This window comes from Pantoea sp. EEL5 (assembly GCF_049892805.1).
In the GTDB taxonomy this organism is placed as follows: Bacteria; Pseudomonadota; Gammaproteobacteria; order Enterobacterales; family Enterobacteriaceae; genus Pantoea; species Pantoea ananatis.
The window spans coordinates 200,024-219,483 of the sequence record NZ_JBNDNJ010000006.1; the positions used below are offsets into that span (position 1 = coordinate 200,024).

At 54.2% G+C, this 19,460-nt stretch carries 17 protein-coding genes; 12 read left to right on the forward strand and 5 right to left on the reverse strand.

All coding sequences use genetic code 11. The features are described 5' to 3' along the window. Window positions 1-89 precede the first annotated feature (89 nt). Genes pldA through rhtC form a run of 3 tightly spaced genes read left to right on the forward strand, consistent with a single transcriptional unit; the run spans window position 90 to window position 3,451 of the window. On the forward strand, window positions 90-965 hold the full coding sequence (gene pldA, locus ACPXSQ_RS19680; RefSeq protein ID WP_014606982.1) for a phospholipase A: 876 nt from the start codon (window positions 90-92) through the stop codon (window positions 963-965). A gap of 23 nt (window positions 966-988) precedes the next feature. After that, complete coding sequence (recQ, locus tag ACPXSQ_RS19685; protein ID WP_013024082.1) at window positions 989-2,815, forward strand: ATP-dependent DNA helicase RecQ; 1,827 nt, start codon at window positions 989-991, stop codon at window positions 2,813-2,815. Between the two features lie 12 nt (window positions 2,816-2,827). Continuing rightward, complete coding sequence (rhtC, locus tag ACPXSQ_RS19690; RefSeq protein WP_013024083.1) at window positions 2,828-3,451, forward strand: threonine export protein RhtC; 624 nt, start codon at window positions 2,828-2,830, stop codon at window positions 3,449-3,451. Between the two features lie 76 nt (window positions 3,452-3,527). On the opposite strand, the gene rhtB is transcribed toward rhtC, so the two are convergent. Beyond that, the gene (gene rhtB, locus ACPXSQ_RS19695; protein ID WP_013024084.1) at window positions 3,528-4,151 is read right to left on the reverse strand and encodes a homoserine/homoserine lactone efflux protein; all 624 of its coding nucleotides are present in this window, start codon (window positions 4,149-4,151) and stop codon (window positions 3,528-3,530) included. A 114-nt stretch (window positions 4,152-4,265) separates the two neighbouring features. Here rhtB and pldB point away from each other — a divergent pair, with 114 nt between their 5' ends. Then, the gene (gene pldB, locus ACPXSQ_RS19700; protein WP_014595021.1) at window positions 4,266-5,258 is read left to right on the forward strand and encodes a lysophospholipase L2; all 993 of its coding nucleotides are present in this window, start codon (window positions 4,266-4,268) and stop codon (window positions 5,256-5,258) included. Window positions 5,259-5,312: 54 nt separating this feature from the next. Further along, the gene (gene yigL, locus ACPXSQ_RS19705) at window positions 5,313-6,113 is read left to right on the forward strand and encodes a sugar/pyridoxal phosphate phosphatase YigL (protein ID WP_013024086.1); all 801 of its coding nucleotides are present in this window, start codon (window positions 5,313-5,315) and stop codon (window positions 6,111-6,113) included. A 40-nt stretch (window positions 6,114-6,153) separates the two neighbouring features. Here the strand turns inward: yigL and glpT are convergent, their stop codons facing one another. Then, window positions 6,154-7,494, reverse strand: a complete 1,341-nt coding sequence (gene glpT / locus ACPXSQ_RS19710) for a glycerol-3-phosphate transporter (protein WP_013024087.1) — start codon at window positions 7,492-7,494, stop codon at window positions 6,154-6,156. Window positions 7,495-7,845: 351 nt separating this feature from the next. On the opposite strand from glpT, the gene ACPXSQ_RS19715 reads away from it, so the two are divergent. Continuing rightward, window positions 7,846-8,706 carry a carboxylate/amino acid/amine transporter gene (locus ACPXSQ_RS19715; protein ID WP_013024088.1) on the forward strand — a complete coding sequence of 287 codons (861 nt, stop codon included), beginning with the start codon at window positions 7,846-7,848 and terminating at the stop codon, window positions 8,704-8,706. Window positions 8,707-8,851: 145 nt separating this feature from the next. Here ACPXSQ_RS19715 and ACPXSQ_RS19720 read toward each other — a convergent pair whose 3' ends face one another. Together ACPXSQ_RS19720 and metR are read right to left on the reverse strand one after the other, a co-directional pair. Beyond that, window positions 8,852-9,331, reverse strand: coding sequence for a DUF1456 family protein (locus ACPXSQ_RS19720; protein WP_426144247.1), 480 nt, complete (start codon window positions 9,329-9,331; stop codon window positions 8,852-8,854). A 72-nt stretch (window positions 9,332-9,403) separates the two neighbouring features. Then, window positions 9,404-10,333, reverse strand: a complete 930-nt coding sequence (metR, locus tag ACPXSQ_RS19725; protein ID WP_014595023.1) for an HTH-type transcriptional regulator MetR — start codon at window positions 10,331-10,333, stop codon at window positions 9,404-9,406. A gap of 138 nt (window positions 10,334-10,471) precedes the next feature. Between metR and metE the strand changes: the two genes are divergently transcribed. Continuing rightward, window positions 10,472-12,742: a 5-methyltetrahydropteroyltriglutamate--homocysteine S-methyltransferase gene (gene metE / locus ACPXSQ_RS19730; RefSeq protein WP_105088844.1), complete on the forward strand. Its 2,271-nt coding sequence runs from the start codon at window positions 10,472-10,474 to the stop codon at window positions 12,740-12,742. A 63-nt stretch (window positions 12,743-12,805) separates the two neighbouring features. Here the strand turns inward: metE and ACPXSQ_RS19735 are convergent, their stop codons facing one another. Continuing rightward, window positions 12,806-13,642 carry a dienelactone hydrolase family protein gene (locus tag ACPXSQ_RS19735; protein WP_013024092.1) on the reverse strand — a complete coding sequence of 279 codons (837 nt, stop codon included), beginning with the start codon at window positions 13,640-13,642 and terminating at the stop codon, window positions 12,806-12,808. Between the two features lie 303 nt (window positions 13,643-13,945). Between ACPXSQ_RS19735 and udp the strand changes: the two genes are divergently transcribed. From udp to ubiB, 5 genes are all read left to right on the forward strand, one after another. Beyond that, window positions 13,946-14,707 carry a uridine phosphorylase gene (gene udp, locus ACPXSQ_RS19740; protein WP_029570849.1) on the forward strand — a complete coding sequence of 254 codons (762 nt, stop codon included), beginning with the start codon at window positions 13,946-13,948 and terminating at the stop codon, window positions 14,705-14,707. Between the two features lie 155 nt (window positions 14,708-14,862). After that, entirely contained in the window at window positions 14,863-16,362 is a 1,500-nt protein-coding gene (gene rmuC / locus ACPXSQ_RS19745; RefSeq protein WP_014595025.1) for a DNA recombination protein RmuC, read from the forward strand. A gap of 76 nt (window positions 16,363-16,438) precedes the next feature. Continuing rightward, window positions 16,439-17,197: a bifunctional demethylmenaquinone methyltransferase/2-methoxy-6-polyprenyl-1,4-benzoquinol methylase UbiE gene (gene ubiE, locus ACPXSQ_RS19750; RefSeq protein ID WP_014595026.1), complete on the forward strand. Its 759-nt coding sequence runs from the start codon at window positions 16,439-16,441 to the stop codon at window positions 17,195-17,197. Between the two features lie 11 nt (window positions 17,198-17,208). Next, entirely contained in the window at window positions 17,209-17,814 is a 606-nt protein-coding gene (gene ubiJ, locus ACPXSQ_RS19755) for a ubiquinone biosynthesis protein UbiJ (RefSeq protein ID WP_026021046.1), read from the forward strand. Further along, a complete protein-coding gene (gene ubiB / locus ACPXSQ_RS19760; RefSeq protein WP_014606977.1) occupies window positions 17,811-19,448 on the forward strand; it encodes a ubiquinone biosynthesis regulatory protein kinase UbiB in 1,638 nt (545 codons plus the stop codon). The genes ubiJ and ubiB overlap by 4 nt, the downstream gene beginning before the upstream one ends. Window positions 19,449-19,460: the final 12 nt, after the last annotated feature.

The following is a 19,460-nucleotide window of genomic DNA, read 5'->3' on the forward strand; positions in this document are numbered from 1 at the left end:
GATGTTCGCTCACATTTGTGTGTAGAATGTCCTGCTTTTTACAACACCCATTCGCTTTTATGAATACGCAGTTTCCACTGGAGAATCCTATGCGTAAGCATCGCGCCTTGCTGGCGGCAATGTTACTTCCTGCTTTGGCGCAGGCGGACGAAGCCACGATCAAACACGTTCACGATGCACCCCAGGTTCGTGGCAGCATTATTGCCAACCTGCTGGAGCAGCATGACAACCCGTTTGTGCTTTATCCTTACGAAAATAACTATCTGCTTTACACGTACACCAGCGACATTAATAAAGAGGCGATTTCCTCTTATAACTGGGCGCAGAATGCCCGTAAAGACGAAGTGAAATTCCAGCTTAGTCTGGCATTTCCACTGTGGCGCGGCATCCTGGGTGACAACTCCGTGTTAGCCGCGTCCTATACTCAGCGCTCATGGTGGCAGCTATCTAATAAAAAAGAGTCGTCGCCCTTCCGCGAGACAAACTATGAGCCGCAGATTTTCCTGGGCTGGGCGACCGATTATTCGTTTGCCGGCTGGACGCTACGTGATGTTGAAGTGGGCGTGAATCATCAGTCCAATGGCCGTAGCGATCCCACGTCACGCAGCTGGAACCGTGTTTATACCCGCCTGATGGCGCAAAACGGTAATTTCCTCGCAGAGATCAAACCCTGGTTCCGTATTTCTGAGAGCGCCAGCACGGACGATAACCCGGATATTACAAAATACATGGGCTACTATCGGGCGAAAGTGGGCTATGCGATGGGTGACAGCATTTTCAGCGTGGAAGGCAACTATAACTGGAATAGCGGTTACGGCGGCGCTACGCTGGGCTGGAGTTATCCCATCACCCAGCACGTGCGTTTTTACACCCAGCTTTTTAGCGGCTATGGTGAATCTCTCATTGACTATAACCACCGTCAGACTCGTTTAGGCGTAGGTGTGACCCTTAACGATTTGTTCTAACCAACCATTAAGTCAGGAATACAGTGGCAACCTCGGCAGTTCTTAATCAGGAAGCGTTGGCGCAGCAGGTATTGCAGGATACCTTCGGCTACCAGCAGTTTCGTCCCGGTCAGCAGACAATCATAAATGAAGCGCTGAGCGGGCGGGATTGCCTGGTGGTGATGCCGACCGGCGGCGGTAAATCACTCTGCTATCAGATTCCGGCGCTGGTGCGCGAGGGGCTGACACTGGTGGTGTCGCCACTCATCTCTCTGATGAAAGATCAGGTGGATCAGCTCCTGGCAAACGGCGTGGCCGCGGCCTGCCTGAACTCGACCATGACGCGCGAGCAGCAGCAGGTTGTCATGGCCGATTGCCGCAACGGGCGCGTGAAGCTGCTCTATATCGCGCCAGAACGTCTGATGATGGACAACTTTCTTGACAGTCTGGCGCACTGGCAGCCCTGTATGCTGGCCGTTGATGAGGCGCACTGTATTTCCCAATGGGGACATGATTTCCGACCGGAATATGGCGCGCTGGGACAGATGCGCCAGCGCTTTCCCGATCTGCCCGTCATGGCGCTGACAGCGACCGCTGACGAAACGACCCGTCTTGATATCATTAACCTGCTGCATATGCAGGATCCGCTGATTCAAATCAGCAGTTTTGACCGCCCCAATATTCGTTACACGCTGGTGGAAAAATTTAAACCCACTGAGCAGTTGCTGCGTTACGTACAGGATCAGCGCGGTAAATGCGGCATTATTTACTGTAACAGCCGGGCAAAAGTTGAGGATACCGCCGCACGTCTGCAAAGCCGGGGGTTAAGCGTTGGGGCATATCATGCCGGAATTGACAGCGCCCAGCGCGCCCGCGTACAGGAAGCGTTTCAGCGCGACGATTTGCAAATCGTGGTGGCGACCGTGGCATTTGGGATGGGCATCAACAAGCCTAACGTGCGTTTTGTGGTGCACTTTGATATTCCGCGCAACATTGAATCCTATTATCAGGAAACAGGACGTGCCGGACGTGACGGCCTGCCGGCAGAAGCCATGATGCTCTACGATCCTGCTGATATGGCCTGGCTGCGCAAATGCCTGGAAGAGAAGCAGCCTGGCCCGTTACAGGATATTGAACGTCACAAGCTGAATGCGATGAATGCTTTTGCCGAAGCGCAGACCTGCCGTCGTTTGGTGCTGCTGAACTACTTTGGTGAAGGACGTCAGCAGCCCTGCGGGAACTGCGATATTTGCCTCGATCCGCCTAAGCGCTATGACGGCCTGGTGGAAGCCCAAAAGGCACTCTCCAGTATTTATCGCGTCGGCCAGCGCTTTGGTATGGGCTACATTGTTGAAGTATTGCGCGGTGCCAATAATCATCGCATCCGCGAACAGGGACACGACAAGCTGCCCGTTTATGGGCTGGGTAAAGAAAACAGCCACGAGCATTGGGTCAGCGTCCTGCGTCAGCTGATTCATCTGGGGCTGGTGACGCAAAACATCGCCATGCATTCTGCGCTGCAGCTAACTGAAGCGGCCCGACCGGTATTGCGCGGTGAAGTTCCGCTGATGCTGGCGGTGCCAAGACTGATTACCGCCAGACCGAAAAGCAGCGGGTCGGCCAAAGTGTATGGCGGCAACTACGACCGCAAGCTGTTTGCCAAGCTGCGTAAACTGCGTAAAGCGATAGCCGACGAAGAGAATATTCCGCCCTACGTTGTGTTTAACGATGCAACCTTGCTGGAGATGGCAGAGCAGATGCCGGTGAGCGCCTCAGAAATGCTCAGCGTGAACGGCGTGGGGCACCGCAAACTGGAACGTTTCGGTAAGCCGTTTTTGCTGATGATTAAAGAACATCTCGATGAAGAGTAAAGAGGAGTTACCATGTTGATTTTGTTCGGCACGATTGCCCTGGTCCATCTTGTTGCCCTTATGAGTCCCGGCCCGGATTTCTTTTTTGTCTCGCAAACCGCCGCCAGCCGTTCGCGCAAAGAAGCGATGTTGGGCGTTCTGGGCATTACCCTGGCGGTCATGATCTGGGCCGCGGTAGCGTTGATGGGCCTGCATCTGATTTTGCAAAAGATGGCCTGGCTACACCAAATCATCATGGTCGGTGGCGGACTCTATCTACTATGGATGGGTTGGCAGTTAATTGGCTCAGCCCGTCAGCGCCACAAACAGCCCGTACAGCAGGAACCTGTCGTCGAACTGCCCAGGAAAGGCATGAGCTTTATTAAAGGCCTGCTGACCAACCTGTCGAATCCCAAAGCGGTTATCTACTTTGGTAGCGTCTTTTCCTTGTTTATCGGTAACGATGTGGGGGGGCTGGAACGCTGGGGGCTGTTCGTCCTGATAAGCGTTGAAACCTTCGCCTGGTTTTCCCTGGTCGCGGCTGTTTTTGCCCTGCCGTGGATGCGGGATAAGTATCAACGTGCTGCGAAGTGGGTAGACGGTGTTGCGGGCGTGCTGTTTGCCGGTTTTGGCATTCATCTGATCCTGTCGCGCTGAGAGTCGCTTACCGGACACGTCAGTCGTTACGGCAAGCCGCCGACAGCGTCACTGTCGTGCGGCAGCCTCAGCCGGGTCAGGCGATACGTCTGGCGCTGGCCAGCAGTCCCCCAATCGCGATGAATAAGCCGCCGAAAATGCGGTTCATTAGCTTCATCTGCCTGGGCCCTTTGATCCATCCTGCAATGCGCGTGGCTAATGTGGCATAGCCAATCATGACGATGATATCCACCAGAACGGTTGTGACGCCCAGCACCAGATACTGCAGCATCAGCGGCTGGTGAGGCAGGATAAACTGGGGAAACAGCGCCGCCAGAAACACAATGCTTTTGGGATTCGTCAGGTTCACCATTACTGCCCGCTTGAACAGGCGACGACGCGGCATGGCTTTCGACATAGCGTTGAGGTCAATCGCGCCCGCAGTGCGCCACTGTTGGATGCCCAACCAGACCAGATAGCCTGCACCGGCCCACTTTAAAATCTCAAACGCCAGCAGCGACTGGGAAAAAAGCGCCCCAAGACCGATCCCCACCAGGGCGATATGCAGGGCAAGACCAACTTGCAGGCCTGAAATAGACGCGACCGCACCACGATAACCGTGGCTGATGCCCGTGCTCATGGTGTTAATGGCACCAGAGCCGGGTGAAAGGCTAAGAATTGTGGTGGTAAGAAGATAAGTCAGCCACCATTCGATGGTCATGGGTTGTACTCCCTGTCACGTCTGAAGTGTGACACAATACGCCAGAATGCTGCGCAGGGCTATGGACATCATGCGGCCGTTCAGACTCTTTTTTTCCGGCAATCAGGAGGGCGGATGAAGCAACACAGAGCAAGCTGGCTGCAACGCGAAAAGGCCTTCGCTGCCTTCGCGACCGGCCCACTGCTTGATTTCTGGCACAGCCGTGAAGAGTGTGAATTTACCGGTGTTGAAAATCTGACCTTGCGTTACGTTCGGTTCATTTCACCGCAACACAAGCGCGTGATTGTAATCGTTCCCGGGCGCATTGAGAGCTACGTTAAATATCCCGAGCTGGCCTACGATCTGTTTCACTGTGGGTTCGATGTGATCGTGCTCGATCACCGTGGTCAGGGGCGATCCGATCGGCTGCTGGATGATTCGCATCTTGGACATGTGGTGGAGTTTTCCCACTATGTCGATGACCTTGAAACGCTCTATCTGAAAGAGATTGTGAGCCGTCATTATCAACAACGTTATGCGTTGGCGCATTCAATGGGGGGCGCAATTCTGGCCCTGTTCCTGGCGCGTCAGCCTGGCGCGTTTCACGCTGCGGCTCTGGTTGCGCCGATGTTTGGCATCGCGCTGCCGTTACCCTCTTTTCTGGCGCATAAGATCCTCGACTGGGCAGAGAAACGACCTGCCGTTCGCGATGGTTATGCATTAGGCACGGGGCGCTGGCGGGCTCATCCCTTTGGCATTAACCGTCTGACGCACAGTCATGAACGTTATCGTCGCAGCCTGCGTTTTTATGCGGACGACCCGGCGATTCGTGTTGGCGGTCCCACCTATCACTGGGTTCGGGAAGGCATTCATGCCGGACGCAACATATTCAGTCAGGTTGATAAAATAACGACGCCGCTACTGCTGCTTCAGGCAAGCGAAGACAGCGTGGTGGATAACCGCTCACAAGATCTGTTTTGCGCCGCCATGGCGGCAGCCGGTCATCCCTGTGAGGGCGATAAGCCCCAGGTTATTAAAGGTGCACGCCACGAGATTCTGTTTGAAAAAGACAGCATGCGCGCCGAAGCATTGAATGGGATCGTCGATTTCTTTTTATCGCATCACTAGTTATCCGTTTACATTACCGGCTACGGCCAACCGACACAGATACCCGAGGTTTTCATGTACCACATTGTTGTGTCCGACCTGGACGGCACACTGCTCTCACCCGAACACCGCCTCACGCCTGATGCCCGAGAAACGTTGCAGCAGCTGGTGGCAAAAGGCATTCACTTTATTTTCGCCACGGGCCGACATCACATTGATGTCGGACAAATGCGCGACAAGCTGGGGATTCCGGCGTATATGATTACGTCAAACGGTGCCCGCGTGCATAATCCAGCCGGCGAACTGATTTTTAGCCATAACCTGGATTGGGATATCGCCCAGGACCTGTTCGGCCTGCAGTACCATCATCCGGAAGTGCTGACGCATGTTTATCGTGACGATGAGTGGTTTGTCAGCCGCTGCAGTCCGGCAGAGAAAGATTACTTTCGCGAATCTGATTTTCATTATCAGGTTTATGAACCGGGCATATTGCCCACTGACGGCATCAGCAAAGTCTTTTTCACCTGCGAAGAGCCTGAACACCTTATTCCAATGGAGCTGGCGATTGAAGCGCGTTGGGGAGACAGGGTCAACGTCAGTTTTTCACTGCCCACCTGTCTGGAAGTGATGGCGGGCGGCGTTTCAAAAGGCCACGCGCTCGAATCTGTGGCAAAACAGTTAGGCTTTACGCTGAAAGACTGTATTGCCTTTGGTGATGGTATGAACGACGTCGAAATGCTGAGTATGGCGGGCAAGGGCTGCATTATGGCTAATGCGCACCAGCGCCTGAAAGATACCCTGCCAGAGCTGGAAGTGATTGGCAGCAATGTTGAGGATGCCGTGCCGGCGACGCTCAGAAAGTTGTATTTATCGTAGTGCGCCTGAGCAGAAGGCCGGTTAACCGGCCTTCTGACGGCTAGGCCAGTTTTTGCTTGTGTTTATGCTCGCTGACCATGGTGAGCAGCAACAAAATCACTGCCAGCACACAGCCCACAATCATGACTAAAAATCCGCCATCCCAGCCAAAATAGTCCACCGTGTAACCCACAATGGCGCTGGCTGCAACCGATCCTCCCAGATAACCGAACAGCCCGGTAAAGCCCGCGGCCGTCCCGGCGGCTTTTTTCGGCGCCAGCTCCAGCGCGTGGAGTCCTATCAGCATCACCGGCCCGTAGATCAGGAAGCCAATAATAATCATACAGGCCATGTCCACACCGGGATGACCCGGCGGATTTAACCAGTAAACCACCGTTGCGATGGTCACCAGCGTCATAAAGAACACGCCCGTCGCGCCACGGTTTCCGCGAAACACCTTATCGGACATCCAGCCGCACAGTAGCGTGCCAGGGATCCCCGCATACTCATAGAAGAAGTAAGCCCAGGACGACTTATCCAGCGTGAAGTGTTTCACCTCTTTGAGGTAAGTCGGTGACCAGTCCAGAATGCCGTAACGCAGCAGATAAACAAACACGTTTGCCAGGGCGATATACCAAAGTAATTTATTCGGCAGAACATACTTCATGAAGATTTGTTTCGCTGTGAACTCTTCTTCATGGCTTTCGTTGTAGTCAGCCGGATAATCGTTTTTGTAGGCTTCGATGGGCGGCAGACCGCAGGACTGCGGCGTATCCCGCATCAGGGCAAAGGCCAGGATGGCGATGACAATGGCGCCAAAGGCCGGCATATAAAGGGCCGCCTTCCAGTCGTTAAACCAGGCCATTCCCAGCAGAAACAGCAGGGGAGGAATGCCGCCGCCGACGTTATGGGCACAGTTCCACACCGAGACAATGCCGCCGCGTTCCTTTTGCGACCACCAGTGCACCATAGTGCGTCCGCAGGGTGGCCAGCCCATTCCCTGAAACCAGCCACAAATAAACAACAGCACAAACATCACCATGATGCTGGAGGTTGCCCAGGGAACAAACCCCATGAACAGCATCACGAAAGCGGCCAGGATCAATCCTGCGGGTAAAAAGACCCGTGGATTAGAGCGGTCGGACACCGAGCCCATAATAAACTTGGAAAAGCCGTAAGCGATGGAGATACCGGAAAGCGCAAACCCCAGATCGCCTCGTGAGAAACCCTGTTCAACCAGATAAGGCATGGCCAGGGCAAAATTCTTTCTGACGAGGTAGTAAGCCGCATAGCCAAAGAAAATACCGATAAAAATTTGCCAGCGCAGGCGGCGGTAGAGTGGATCGATACGATCCTCTGCCACCTGAGGCTGGTGTGGTGCAGGTTTAAAAATACTTAACATTAGGGTGGCCCTCCGGGCGCATTATGGTTTTGATTCCCAGCAGGTTGGGTCGAAAGAAAAAAGGGTGCTCGCAATGCACCATTTCGCGCAGAGAATAGACAGAGGCGGACTGGGTTACTGTGATGAATGACAAATTTGTTACAGTTTTATTACAGTAAGGCGCGAAAATGCCAGGCAGATGCGCTTTTTCGCCCATTTTTAACCTCAGGCATGCTCTCCTGAGCGGATAAAAGTCGGGGTGAGGGATCGTTGCCTGATCGCCTGGTAAATAACCAGATGTCAACCAGATAATGCAGCTCTGATTCAGGACATTGTTTACACTGACGCTCTGTTTATTTCGGGGTTGTTACCGTGCTTTTATTGATTGTTACTACCATTCTGTGGGCATTCTCCTTTAGCCTGATCGGTGAATACCTTGCCGGGCAAGTGGACAGCTGGTTTTCAGTGCTGATGCGCCTGGCGCTGGCCGCCATTGTGTTTCTGCCGTTCCTGCGCTGGCGCGGCTATCGGCCTTCGACGCTCTTGCTCTATATGCTGGTAGGGATGTTGCAGCTGGGCATTATGTATTTGCTGAGTTTTGAAGCCTATCTGTATCTGAGCGTGTCAGAATTCCTGCTGTTCACCGTAATGACGCCGCTGTATGTCACCTTAATCTACGACCTGATAAGTCGAAGGCCCCTGCGCGTGGGCTACATTTTCAGTGCGCTGCTGGCCGTTGCTGGCGCGGCAATCATTCGTTATGACAAAGTCAGCGATAACTTCTGGTTTGGTCTGCTGCTGGTCCAGTTGGCGAATATCTGCTTCGCGGCGGGGATGGTGGGCTACAAACGTTTGCAGGAAACCCGTCCAATGCCGCAACATACGGCGTTTTCATGGTTTTATCTGGGCGCGGTTCTGATTGCGATCGTTGCCTGGGCAGCCTGGGGCAATCCCCATAAATTGCCTACCACGACGCTGCAATGGGGCATTCTGGTCTGGCTGGGCGTCGCGGCTTCGGGGCTGGGCTACTTTATGTGGAACTACGGCGCGACGCAGGTCGATGCCGGCACGTTGGGCATTATGAATAACATGCACGTTCCGGCCGGCTTATTGGTGAACCTGGCGATATGGCAGCAGAAGCCGCACTGGCCAAGCTTTATCGCAGGAGCCATCGTGATTATGGCGTCGCTGTGGGTCCATAAGCGCTGGGTGGTAGGCAACAGCGCAAGATAGTCCGGGGCGGGCCTTGCCAGCGAGTAAACCGTTGCGGGAAAGGAATGCAGGGCATCTGGGCTGGAAACAGGCTGTGAACGCCCCTGAGCCTGACCGGAAGCAGACCGCATGACAGGCGGGCTGCTTCCGGTCAGAGCGTTTCTGATTAAGCGGGTTTACCTGTGGCGGGCCGATGAATCATCGTCAGCCCTTTAAGAAAATTACGCAGGATCTGGTCACCGCACTCGCGGTAGTTTTTATGGTCCGGTTTGCGGAAGATCGCGCTAATCTCAGCCTGAGAGACCGTAAAGTTGGCTTTTTTCAGCACGTCAGGAATGTCGGTAGTTTTTAAATCAAACGCGATGCGCAGCTTTTTCATAAAGATATTGTTGTTCATCTTGCGCTCGATGGAGGGCGCAGGCGCGTCTTCACTTTTTCCGCGGCGATGAAAAATTAAACCGTTAAGAAAATATCCCATCACCACATCGGGGCAGGGGCGAAACGCCGCATCCTCATCTTTCTTCAGCCAACTGGTGATGTCCGCCTGAGCCACTTCACATTCAGCCAGCGCAAAAATCGCCACCATTTTGGCATCGTTCAGATCGAGCATATAGCGCACGCTGCGCAGAATATCGTTGTTAGTCATGGTGAGATCTTCTCATGGTAAATCGACAGGCTGCGCATTATAGGGGATTTTGCCTGCTATCGCGCAGCTTTGTCACTCACGCAATAAAACCTTCGCAGGATGCGCGGCGTCCCTGACAAAGGGCAGATGCTCGCAGGCATGCTGACGGGCAAACCGCATAAATGCTTCCAGTACCGGCTGGCGCTGTTCGCCGTCGCGCACAGCGGCGTAAAGACGACTCCATAACCCTTCGCCCAGCGTTTTGGTGATCACCAGGCCCTGTTTTTCAAAACTTTCGACGACCCAGTGCGGCAGCGCAGCAATCCCCATGCGCGCCGAGACCATTTGAATCATCAGCAGCGTGTTATCGACATTCTTGAGCGCCGGACTGATCCCCGCAGGTTGCAGAAAGTGGCGCCAGATATCCAGGCGCTGGCGCTGTACCGGATAAATCATTAGCACTTCATCCGCCAGGTCTTCAGGTGAAATGTGTTCAACCTGCGCCAGAGGGTGATCTGGCGCCAGCACCAGGCGGACTTCGAAATCAAACATAGGTGAATAGAACAAGCCTGAGCGCGGCAGGATATCCGACGTCAATACAATATCCAGTTCGCCCTGCTGCAGCGCGGGCTGCGGATCAAAGGTTACGCCCGATTTAAAATCCATCATCACCTGGGGCCAGCTCTGACGAAACTTATCTAAAGCCGGTGTCAGCCACTGAATGCAACTGTGGCATTCGATCGCGACGCGCAGCGTGGTCTGATGCGGTTCGTGGCAGGCCTGAAGCGCCTGCTGAATTTGCGGCAGTATCTGCTCTGCCAGCTGCAATAAAATTTCGCCCTGCGGGGTAAAACGCAGTGGCTGACTTTTACGAACAAACAAACGAAATCCCAGCCGCTGTTCCAGATCGCTGAACTGATGTGATAACGCCGACTGTGTCTGATGAAGCTGAGCCGCAGCAGCAGCCAGCGAGCCCGTATTCTGCAGAGCCTGAAGCGTCCGGAGGTGTTTGAATTCGATCATGAGAGTCCTTCACATCGAAGCTGAATAATTTGCGCTTGAGCGACATACAGTACCCGCAGAATATAGCGGTGTAAACATCTGGACGGCTAAACATCATTGGCGACCCGCCAAAGCCGAAGACTTTCTGGAGAATAGTGAATGACTATCTTAAATCATACTCTCGGTTTTCCACGTATTGGTCTGCGTCGCGAGCTGAAAAAAGCACTTGAAAGCTACTGGGCTGGCAACAGCACGCAGGAAGAATTACAGGCGGTGGGTCGCGAACTGCGTGCGCGCCACTGGCAACAACAAAAAGCGGCCGGCGTCGATAAAGTGCCGGTGGGCGATTTTGCCTGGTACGATCATATTCTGACGACCAGCCTGATGCTGGGCAACGTGCCTACTCGCCATCGAAATCAGGACGGATCGATTGATCTGGATACGCTGTTCCGCCTGGGCCGGGGGCGTGCACCGACGGGTGAGCCGGCCGCGGCGGCAGAAATGACAAAATGGTTCAACACGAACTATCACTACATCGTGCCAGAATTCACGCAAGGCCAGTCGTTTTCTTTAACCTGGACCCAACTGCTGGATGAAGTGGACGAGGCGCTGGCGCTGGGTCATAACGTTAAGCCTGTGTTGTCAGGACCGTTAACCTACCTCTGGCTGGGTAAGGTAAAAGGAGAACCCTTTAATCGTCTGTCACTACTGAACGATATTCTGCCCGTTTACCAGCGGGTCCTGACCGAACTGAACGCGCGCGGCGTTGAGTGGGTACAGATTGATGAACCCGTCCTGGCGCTGGAACTGCCACAGGAATGGCGCGAGGCCTTCAAAGCGGCTTACGCTGCGTTAAACGGGCAGGTCAACCTGCTGCTGACCACCTACTTCGACAGTATCGGCCAGAATCTGGATATTATCCGCACGTTGCCAGTGCAGGGCCTGCATGTGGATCTGGTGCAGGGGCAAGATGATATCCAGCAGGTGAACCAACAACTGCCCGCAGACTGGGTGTTATCTGTCGGCGTGATCAATGGCCGCAACGTCTGGCGTGCCGATCTCAGCCGTTGGTTTGAGCGTCTGCAGCCGCTGATCGCCTCACGTGAACATCTGTGGATTGGCACGTCCTGCTCGTTGCTGCACAGCCCCATTGATCTGAGTGTGGAGACCCGTCTGGACGAGGAGGTGAAAAGCTGGTTTGCCTTTGCCTTGCAAAAATGTGATGAGCTGTCGCTACTGAGTACGGCGCTTCGCCGCAACGATCCCGCATCGCTGGAGGAATGGAGCGCACCGGTTCAGGCACGTGCGCACTCCCGCCGCGTCCACAACGCGGCTGTCGCACTGCGTCTGACAAATGTTCAGGCCAAAGACACTGAACGTGCCAGCCCTTACGCCGGGCGTGCCAGCACACAACGTCAGCGTTTCAACCTGCCCGCCTGGCCAACCACCACCATCGGTTCCTTCCCGCAGACCACTGAAATTCGTGGATTACGACTCGACTTCAAAAAAGGCGCGATTGATCGCGCGCATTACCGTACCGGTATCGCGGAACACATTAAGCAGGCGATAGCTGAGCAGGAGCGTTTGGGACTGGACGTGCTGGTTCACGGCGAGGCGGAACGCAACGATATGGTGGAATACTTTGGCGAGAACCTGGACGGCTTCGTCTTTACACAAAATGGTTGGGTACAAAGCTACGGTTCACGTTGTGTTAAACCGCCGGTCATTATTGGTGATGTCAGCCGTCCTGAAGCCATTACCGTGGCGTGGGCAACCTATGCGCAGTCCCTGACTGACAAGCCGGTAAAAGGTATGTTGACCGGCCCGGTCACCATTCTCTGTTGGTCATTCCCGCGGGAGGATGTATCACGTGAAACGATCGCCAAACAGATTGCACTGGCGCTGCGGGATGAAGTTGCGGATCTGGAACACGCCGGCATTGGCATTATTCAGATTGATGAGCCTGCATTGCGTGAAGGATTACCGCTGCATCAGTCCGACTGGGCAGATTATCTGCGCTGGGCCGTGGAGGCGTTTCGGTTAACCGCCGCTGTCGCGAAAGACGAGACGCAGATTCACACGCATATGTGTTACTGCGAGTTTAACGACATTATGGCATCCATTGCGGCACTGGATGCGGATGTGATTACCATCGAAACCTCACGTTCCGATATGGATTTGCTGGACGCATTCAACGCATTTGAGTATCCGAATGAAATCGGGCCCGGCGTGTACGATATTCACTCCCCCAATGTACCCGACGTCGAGTGGATAGAAAATCTGTTACGCAAGGCCGCACAGCGTATCCCTGAGGAACGTCTGTGGGTGAATCCGGACTGCGGCCTGAAAACCCGCGGCTGGCGCGAAACCCGACAGGCGTTGGCTAACATGGTCAAAGCGGCAAGAAACCTGCGGGGCGAAACCGCCTGATTTCCTGGTGTTGTGTCAATACGTTGTCAGTATGTTGGGGCGCCTGAGCGCCCCTTTTTTCAGTCACTTCGCGGGGGCAACACCGTATTGCGCAAACCAGGCTAACATGCGCGCCCAGCCATCGGTGGCCGATTCGGCGTGATAGCTTGGACGATAGTCGGCGTTAAAAGCATGTCCGGCCTCGGGATAAACAATGATCTCAGCTTTGGCATTGGCCGCGTGCAGTGCCTGACGCATCTGCTCGACGCTCTCCAGCGGAATGCCGTCATCCTGACCTCCATACAACCCCAGCACGGGCGCGTTTAGATCAACGGCGATATCGATAGGATGTTTTTGCTGCTTCATGGTTTTTTCACCCACCAGGCGACCATACCAGGCTACGGCGGCGCGCAGTTGCGGGTTGTGCGCGGCATAAAGCCAGCTGATGCGTCCGCCCCAGCAGAAACCGGTAATCCCCATGCGGCGAATATCTCCCCCGTTACGGGCAGCCCAGTTCGCCGCGTGATCGAGATCTGCCAGCACCTGGCTGTCGGGCACTTTACTGACCAGCTCTTTGAACAGGGTAGGGATGTCGTTGTAATCGTTGGGATCGCCTTCACGGAAGTACAGTTCTGGCGCGACGGCCAGATAGCCCTCCAGCGCCAGCCGACGGCAAATGTCGCGAATATGTTCGTGAACGCCAAAAATTTCCTGTACCACCAGCACGACCGGCAACGGACCTTCTGCTGACTGCGGCTTCGCATAAAAAGCCGGCAGGTTTTCACCCTGGCTCGGAATGGAGGTTTCCCCCGCATGGATGTTGGCGCTGTCGGTAATAATGGTGGTCGCTGCTGTGGGCTGAACTGCCGGAGCAAACGCGCCTGCAGCTGATTTTTGTGTCATATTATCTTCGGTTTTCATCGTTCTCTCCGTGCAAGCATAGGCGCAATCACGTAACTATAGCCTGGCCACCCATGACAGGCACCGGGCATTGAGTAACAGAGCTGTTAACCAATAAAATTACACTTCTCTTTAACATTCCCGCGATAGCTTCCACATCACCATATGTAGCAATACGCAAGGCGAGAGATGGATGTGTGATCTAAATCACCTTATTTTTCTTTGGGAATGTAACTTTCATTTTCTTAAGTGAATTTAGTCACATATTTACCTCGCCCGGTGACGTAAAGTGGCGTAAAAATTTTCCTTAACCCGGAGTCTGATATGAAACAGTCTGACGTATTCCATCTTGGCCTGACTAAAGCTGACCTGCAGGGGGCAACGCTGGCCATCGTTCCTGGCGATCCAGAGCGCGTGAAAAAGATTGCCGGACTGATGGAAGATGCACAGCATCTTGCTTCCCATCGCGAGTTCACCACCTGGCTGGCGAAGCTGGATGGCAAACCGGTTGTTGTGTGTTCGACAGGTATTGGCGGACCTTCTACATCGATTGCCGTTGAGGAACTGGCACAGCTTGGCGTGCGTACGTTCCTGCGCGTGGGAACCACTGGGGCGATTCAGCCCCATATCAACGTCGGCGATGTTTTGGTCACCACAGCATCAGTGCGCCTGGACGGTGCCAGCCTGCATTTCGCCCCCATGGCGTTTCCGGCAGTGGCGGACTTTACCTGTACGACGGCATTAGTCGCGGCGGCGGAAGCCTGTGGCGCTAAAACCCATATCGGTATTACGGCCTCTTCTGACACCTTTTACCCGGGTCAGGAACGATACGATACCTTTTCAGGCCGTGTCGTAAAAAGCTTCCAGGGCTCTATGCAGGAGTGGCAGCAGATGGGCGTGTTGAACTACGAGATGGAGTCGGCGACCCTGTTAACCATGTGTGCCAGCCAGGGGCTGAGAGCCGGGATGGTAGCGGGCGTTATCGTCAACCGCACCCAAAAAGAGATTCCGGATGCCGTCACGATGAAGCAGACGGAAAGCGACGCGGTGAAAATCGTGGTGGAAGCCGCGCGCCGTTTACTGTAATTCCCCTGTTTTAACAGACAGGCCCGTGATCGGGCCTGTCTGTCCTGCCACTCACAAGCCTTTGCGTCGCCTCTTCCAACGCCAGCAAATATATCTGGACATTCATACAGTGCGAATTTACCTTTTCCTTCATTAGCCTGACCAGCGGGGAAAATATGGATCAGCACATCATTATCTACATCTGCCTGGCGCTTGCCGGCCTTGGTGTGGGCTGGATACTGGCGCAAATGCGGGTCGGCCATCAGCTGGCCAGCTTTTCTACAGAACGTCGCCTGCTAAACGAGGGACAACAGCGTCAGCAGCTGCATATCGACCAGCTCCAGCAACAGGTGCAGCAGCGTGAACAGGAGCTGAGACAGCTTCATGGCGCGTTAAGCGGGGCTAATGAGCGCCTGCAACAGCTCGACTACTGGCGCAACGAGAGCGAACAACTCACCCGTGAACTTCGTAATCAGCTCGAAGTGAACAGCGCGCAGGAAGCAGAGCTGCGCGAGGTCACGATTCGTCTGGAAGAAACCCGCTTTGCAGCAGAAGAAAAACAGCGACTGCTGACAAACAGCGAGCAGCGACTCAGCGCGCAGTTTGAAAATCTGGCCAACCGTATTTTTGAAAACAGTGGACGTCGGGTTGATGAGCAGAATCGTCAAAGTCTTAACAGCCTGATAGGGCCGCTCCGGGAGCAGCTTGACGGGTTTCGCCGCCAGGTGAATGAAAGCTTCGGTGCCGAAGCCCGTGAGCGCCACACGCTCACTCACGAGATTCGTCAGCTGCAGCAGTTAAATGCCCAGATGGCTCAGGAGGCGCTTAACCTCACGAAGGCGCTCAAAGGCGACAATAAAATTCAGGGCAACTGGGGCGAAGTGGTACTGAGCCGGGTGCTGGAAGCTTCTGGGCTGCGTGAAGGCTATGAGTACGACATTCAGGTCAGCATGCAGAATGAACAGCAAAGCCGGATGCAGCCGGATGTGATTGTTCGCCTGCCACAGGGAAAAGATGTGGTTATCGACGCTAAAATGACGCTGGTGGCCTACGAGCGTTATTTTAATGCCGATGACGATGTGGAACGCGAGCAGGCTATTCAGGAACATGTCAGCGCCATGCGCGGGCACATTCGCCTGCTGGGCCGCAAAGATTATCAACAATTGCCCGGTTTACGCTCGCTGGATTATGTGTTGATGTTTATTCCTGTTGAGCCGGCCTTCCTGTTGGCTATCGATCGTCAGCCCGAACTCATCAGTGAAGCCCTGCAGCAGAACATCATGCTGGTCAGCCCAACTACGCTGCTGGTGGCGCTGCGGACGATTAATAATCTCTGGCGCTATGAGCACCAGAGTCGTAATGCACAGCGCATTGCAGAGCGGGCCTCCAGACTGTATGACAAAATGCGGCTGTTTGTAGACGATATGAGCGGGATTGGTCACAGCCTTGATAAGGCGCAGAACAGCTATCGTGAGGCGATGAAGAAACTGGCAGAGGGGCGGGGCAACCTTATCGCCCAGGCTGAAGGTTTTCGCGATCTGGGTGTAGAAGTAAAACGCGCCATTAACCCGCACCTGGTTGAACAAGCCATGCCTGAGAATGAGCACGACAGTGAGCAAAATGACAAGGACAACGCAGACGAAAGTCATGAGCGGGTTCGGCACCTCCGCGAATAAGCAGGTCACCAGCGTGCCTGACCTCTATGACTCTGATACACTTCAGTGAGTATTGTTTGTGGAGCAGGTAAAACCGATGGCAGATGAATCACAGCAGGAAACTACCCATTTTGGCTTTCAGACGGTCGCCAAAAGCGAGAAAGCCGACAAAGTCGCGGACGTGTTTCACTCCGTAGCGGCAAAATATGACCTGATGAACGATTTAATGTCGTTTGGCGTCCATCGAGTCTGGAAGCGTTTTACCATTGACAGCAGCGGCGTGCGCCGTGGTCAGCGCGTGCTGGATCTGGCGGGTGGAACCGGCGATCTGACCGCGAAATTTTCGCGCCTGGTGGGTGAAACTGGTCAGGTTGTGCTGGCTGACATTAACAGCTCAATGCTGAAAATGGGCCGGGAAAAACTGCGTAATCTGGGCGTGGTAGGCAACGTCAGCTATGTGCAGGCCAACGCCGAAGCATTGCCGTTTCCTGATAACTATTTTGACTGCATCACTATTTCGTTCGGTCTGCGTAACGTGACTGAAAAAGAGAAGGCACTGGCCTCGATGTTCCGCGTGCTGAAGCCAGGTGGACGTTTACTGGTGCTGGAGTTCTCTAAACCTGTTATCGAACCCCTTAGCAAAGCTTACGATGCTTACTCGTTCCATATTTTGCCCCGTATTGGGCAACTGGTCGCCCAGGACGCAGAAAGCTATCGCTACCTTGCTGAGTCAATTCGCATGCATCCCGATCAGGAAACCCTGAAAGCGATGATGAATGACGTGGGATTCGAAAACACGACCTATTCCAACATGACGGGTGGGATTGTGGCGCTGCATCGTGGGTTTAAATTTTAACCATTATGGCGATGACCTTAACACCTGTAATGACCGCCGGTATTGAAACGGCGTTAAACCGCATACTGTATCGCGATCGTAGCCTGAAAAGCGCACGTCAGCGCCTGGTCGGCAAGGTACTGATGCTGCGTTTAAGTGAGCTATCCTGGCCGCTGGTGCTGGTGTTCAGTGAGCAGCAGCTTGACGTGCTCAGTGACTGGCAGGACAGCAGTGACTGCACGGTCATTACCCAGCTTAAGTCCCTGCCAAAGTTACGCGATCGCCAGCAGCTGACGACCTTGATTCGTAGCGGTGAGCTGCAGGTTGAAGGTGACTTGCAGGTGGTTCAGCAGTTTTCTGCGCTGATGGATTTGGCCGAGCTGGATCCCGCTGAATACCTTGCTCCCTGGATCGGTGATATCGCCGCTCAGGGGATGAGCCAGGGCGCGCAGCGTGCATGGCGTTTTTTCAAAGCAGAAACGCAACGGCGTCAGGACTATCTTGGTCAGGCATTAACCGAAGAGTGGCGGGTTGCGCCGGGCGCCCTGGAATTTGCCTGGTTCTCTGAGGAGGTTAGCGCGATGGAACGTTCGCTTGAGGCGCTTGATGCGCGTCTGGCACAGCTGGAGGCGAAATGAGTTTTGGAGAGATCCGCCGGTTATATTTTATTATTAAGGTGTTTTTGACTTACGGCCTTGATGAACTGATTCCGCAGATGCGCCTGACTCTTCCGCTCAGGCTATGGCGGCGCTGCATTTTCTGGATCCCCAACCAGCACAAGCAAGAACTCCTTGGCGTGCGTTTGCGTATGGCGATGGAGCAGTTGGGCCCGGTCTGGATCAAGTTTGGTCAGATGCTGTCGACGCGCCGTGACCTGTTTCCCCCGGTGATTGCCGATGAGCTGGCTGTCCTGCAGGACCGCGTTGCCCCCTTTGATGGCGTTAAAGCGAAAGCGCAGATCGAAGCCTCAATGGGCGCACCGATTGAATCCTGGTTTGATGACTTCAATATCATTCCACTGGCCTCAGCCTCTATCGCTCAGGTACATACCGCAACCCTGAAATCCAATGGCAAGAACGTCGTTATCAAGGTAATCCGCCCGGATATCCTGCCGGTCATCAAAGCGGACATGAAACTCATCTACCGCATTGCCCGCTGGGTACCACGATTGCTGCCGGATGGCCGCCGTCTGCGCCCGGTTGAAGTGGTACGGGATTATGAGAAGACCCTGCTTGATGAATTAAACCTGTTGCGTGAAGCCGCCAATGCCATTCAGCTTCGCCGCAACTTTGAAAACAGCCGCATGCTGTATGTGCCAGAGGTTTATTCGGACTATTGCAGTGAATCCATGATGGTAATGGAGCGCATTTACGGCATTCCCATTTCTGATGTGGCGACGCTGGAGCAGCACGGCGTCAACATGAAGCTGTTAGCAGAACGCGGTGTGCAGGTATTCTTTACCCAGGTTTTCCGCGACAGCTTCTTTCATGCCGACATGCATCCGGGCAATATCTTTGTCAGTTACGATCATCCTGAAGATCCTCAGTATATCGGCATTGACTGCGGCATCGTCGGTTCGCTGAATAAAGAAGATAAGCGCTATCTGGCCGAGAACTTTATTGCCTTCTTCAATCGTGATTACCGCAAAGTGGCGGAACTGCATGTCGATTCGGGCTGGGTGCCTGCCGATACCAACGTTGAAGACTTCGAGTTCGCTATCCGTACCGTATGCGAGCCCATTTTTGAGAAACCGCTGGCAGAAATCTCGTTTGGGCATGTGCTGCTGAACCTGTTTAACACGGCGCGTCGCTTCAATATGGAAGTCCAGCCGCAGCTGGTGCTGTTGCAAAAAACCTTGCTTTACGTTGAAGGCATCGGTCGCCAGCTCTATCCACAACTGGACCTTTGGAAAACGGCAAAACCCTTCCTTGAGGACTGGATTAAGGATCAAATCGGGATTCCGGCGATTATCCGTGCGGTAAAGGAAAAAGCCCCTTACTGGGCAGAAAAACTGCCAGAACTGCCAGAGTTGTTTTACGACAGTATGCGGCAGCATAAGCAATTACGCCTCAGCGTGGATAAACTCGCGAACGATTTAAGTGTCCAACGTTCACGTCAGCAGCAGGCGCGTTACCTGTTTGGCGTAGGCGCGACGCTGTTGATTAGCGGAACGGCGGTGCTCCTCAGCAGGCCTGAGTGGGACCTGTTTCCTGCGGCATTAATGGCGGCGGGCTTTGTCAGTTGGTTAATCGGCTGGCGTAAGACAAACTGATTGTCACCTGCG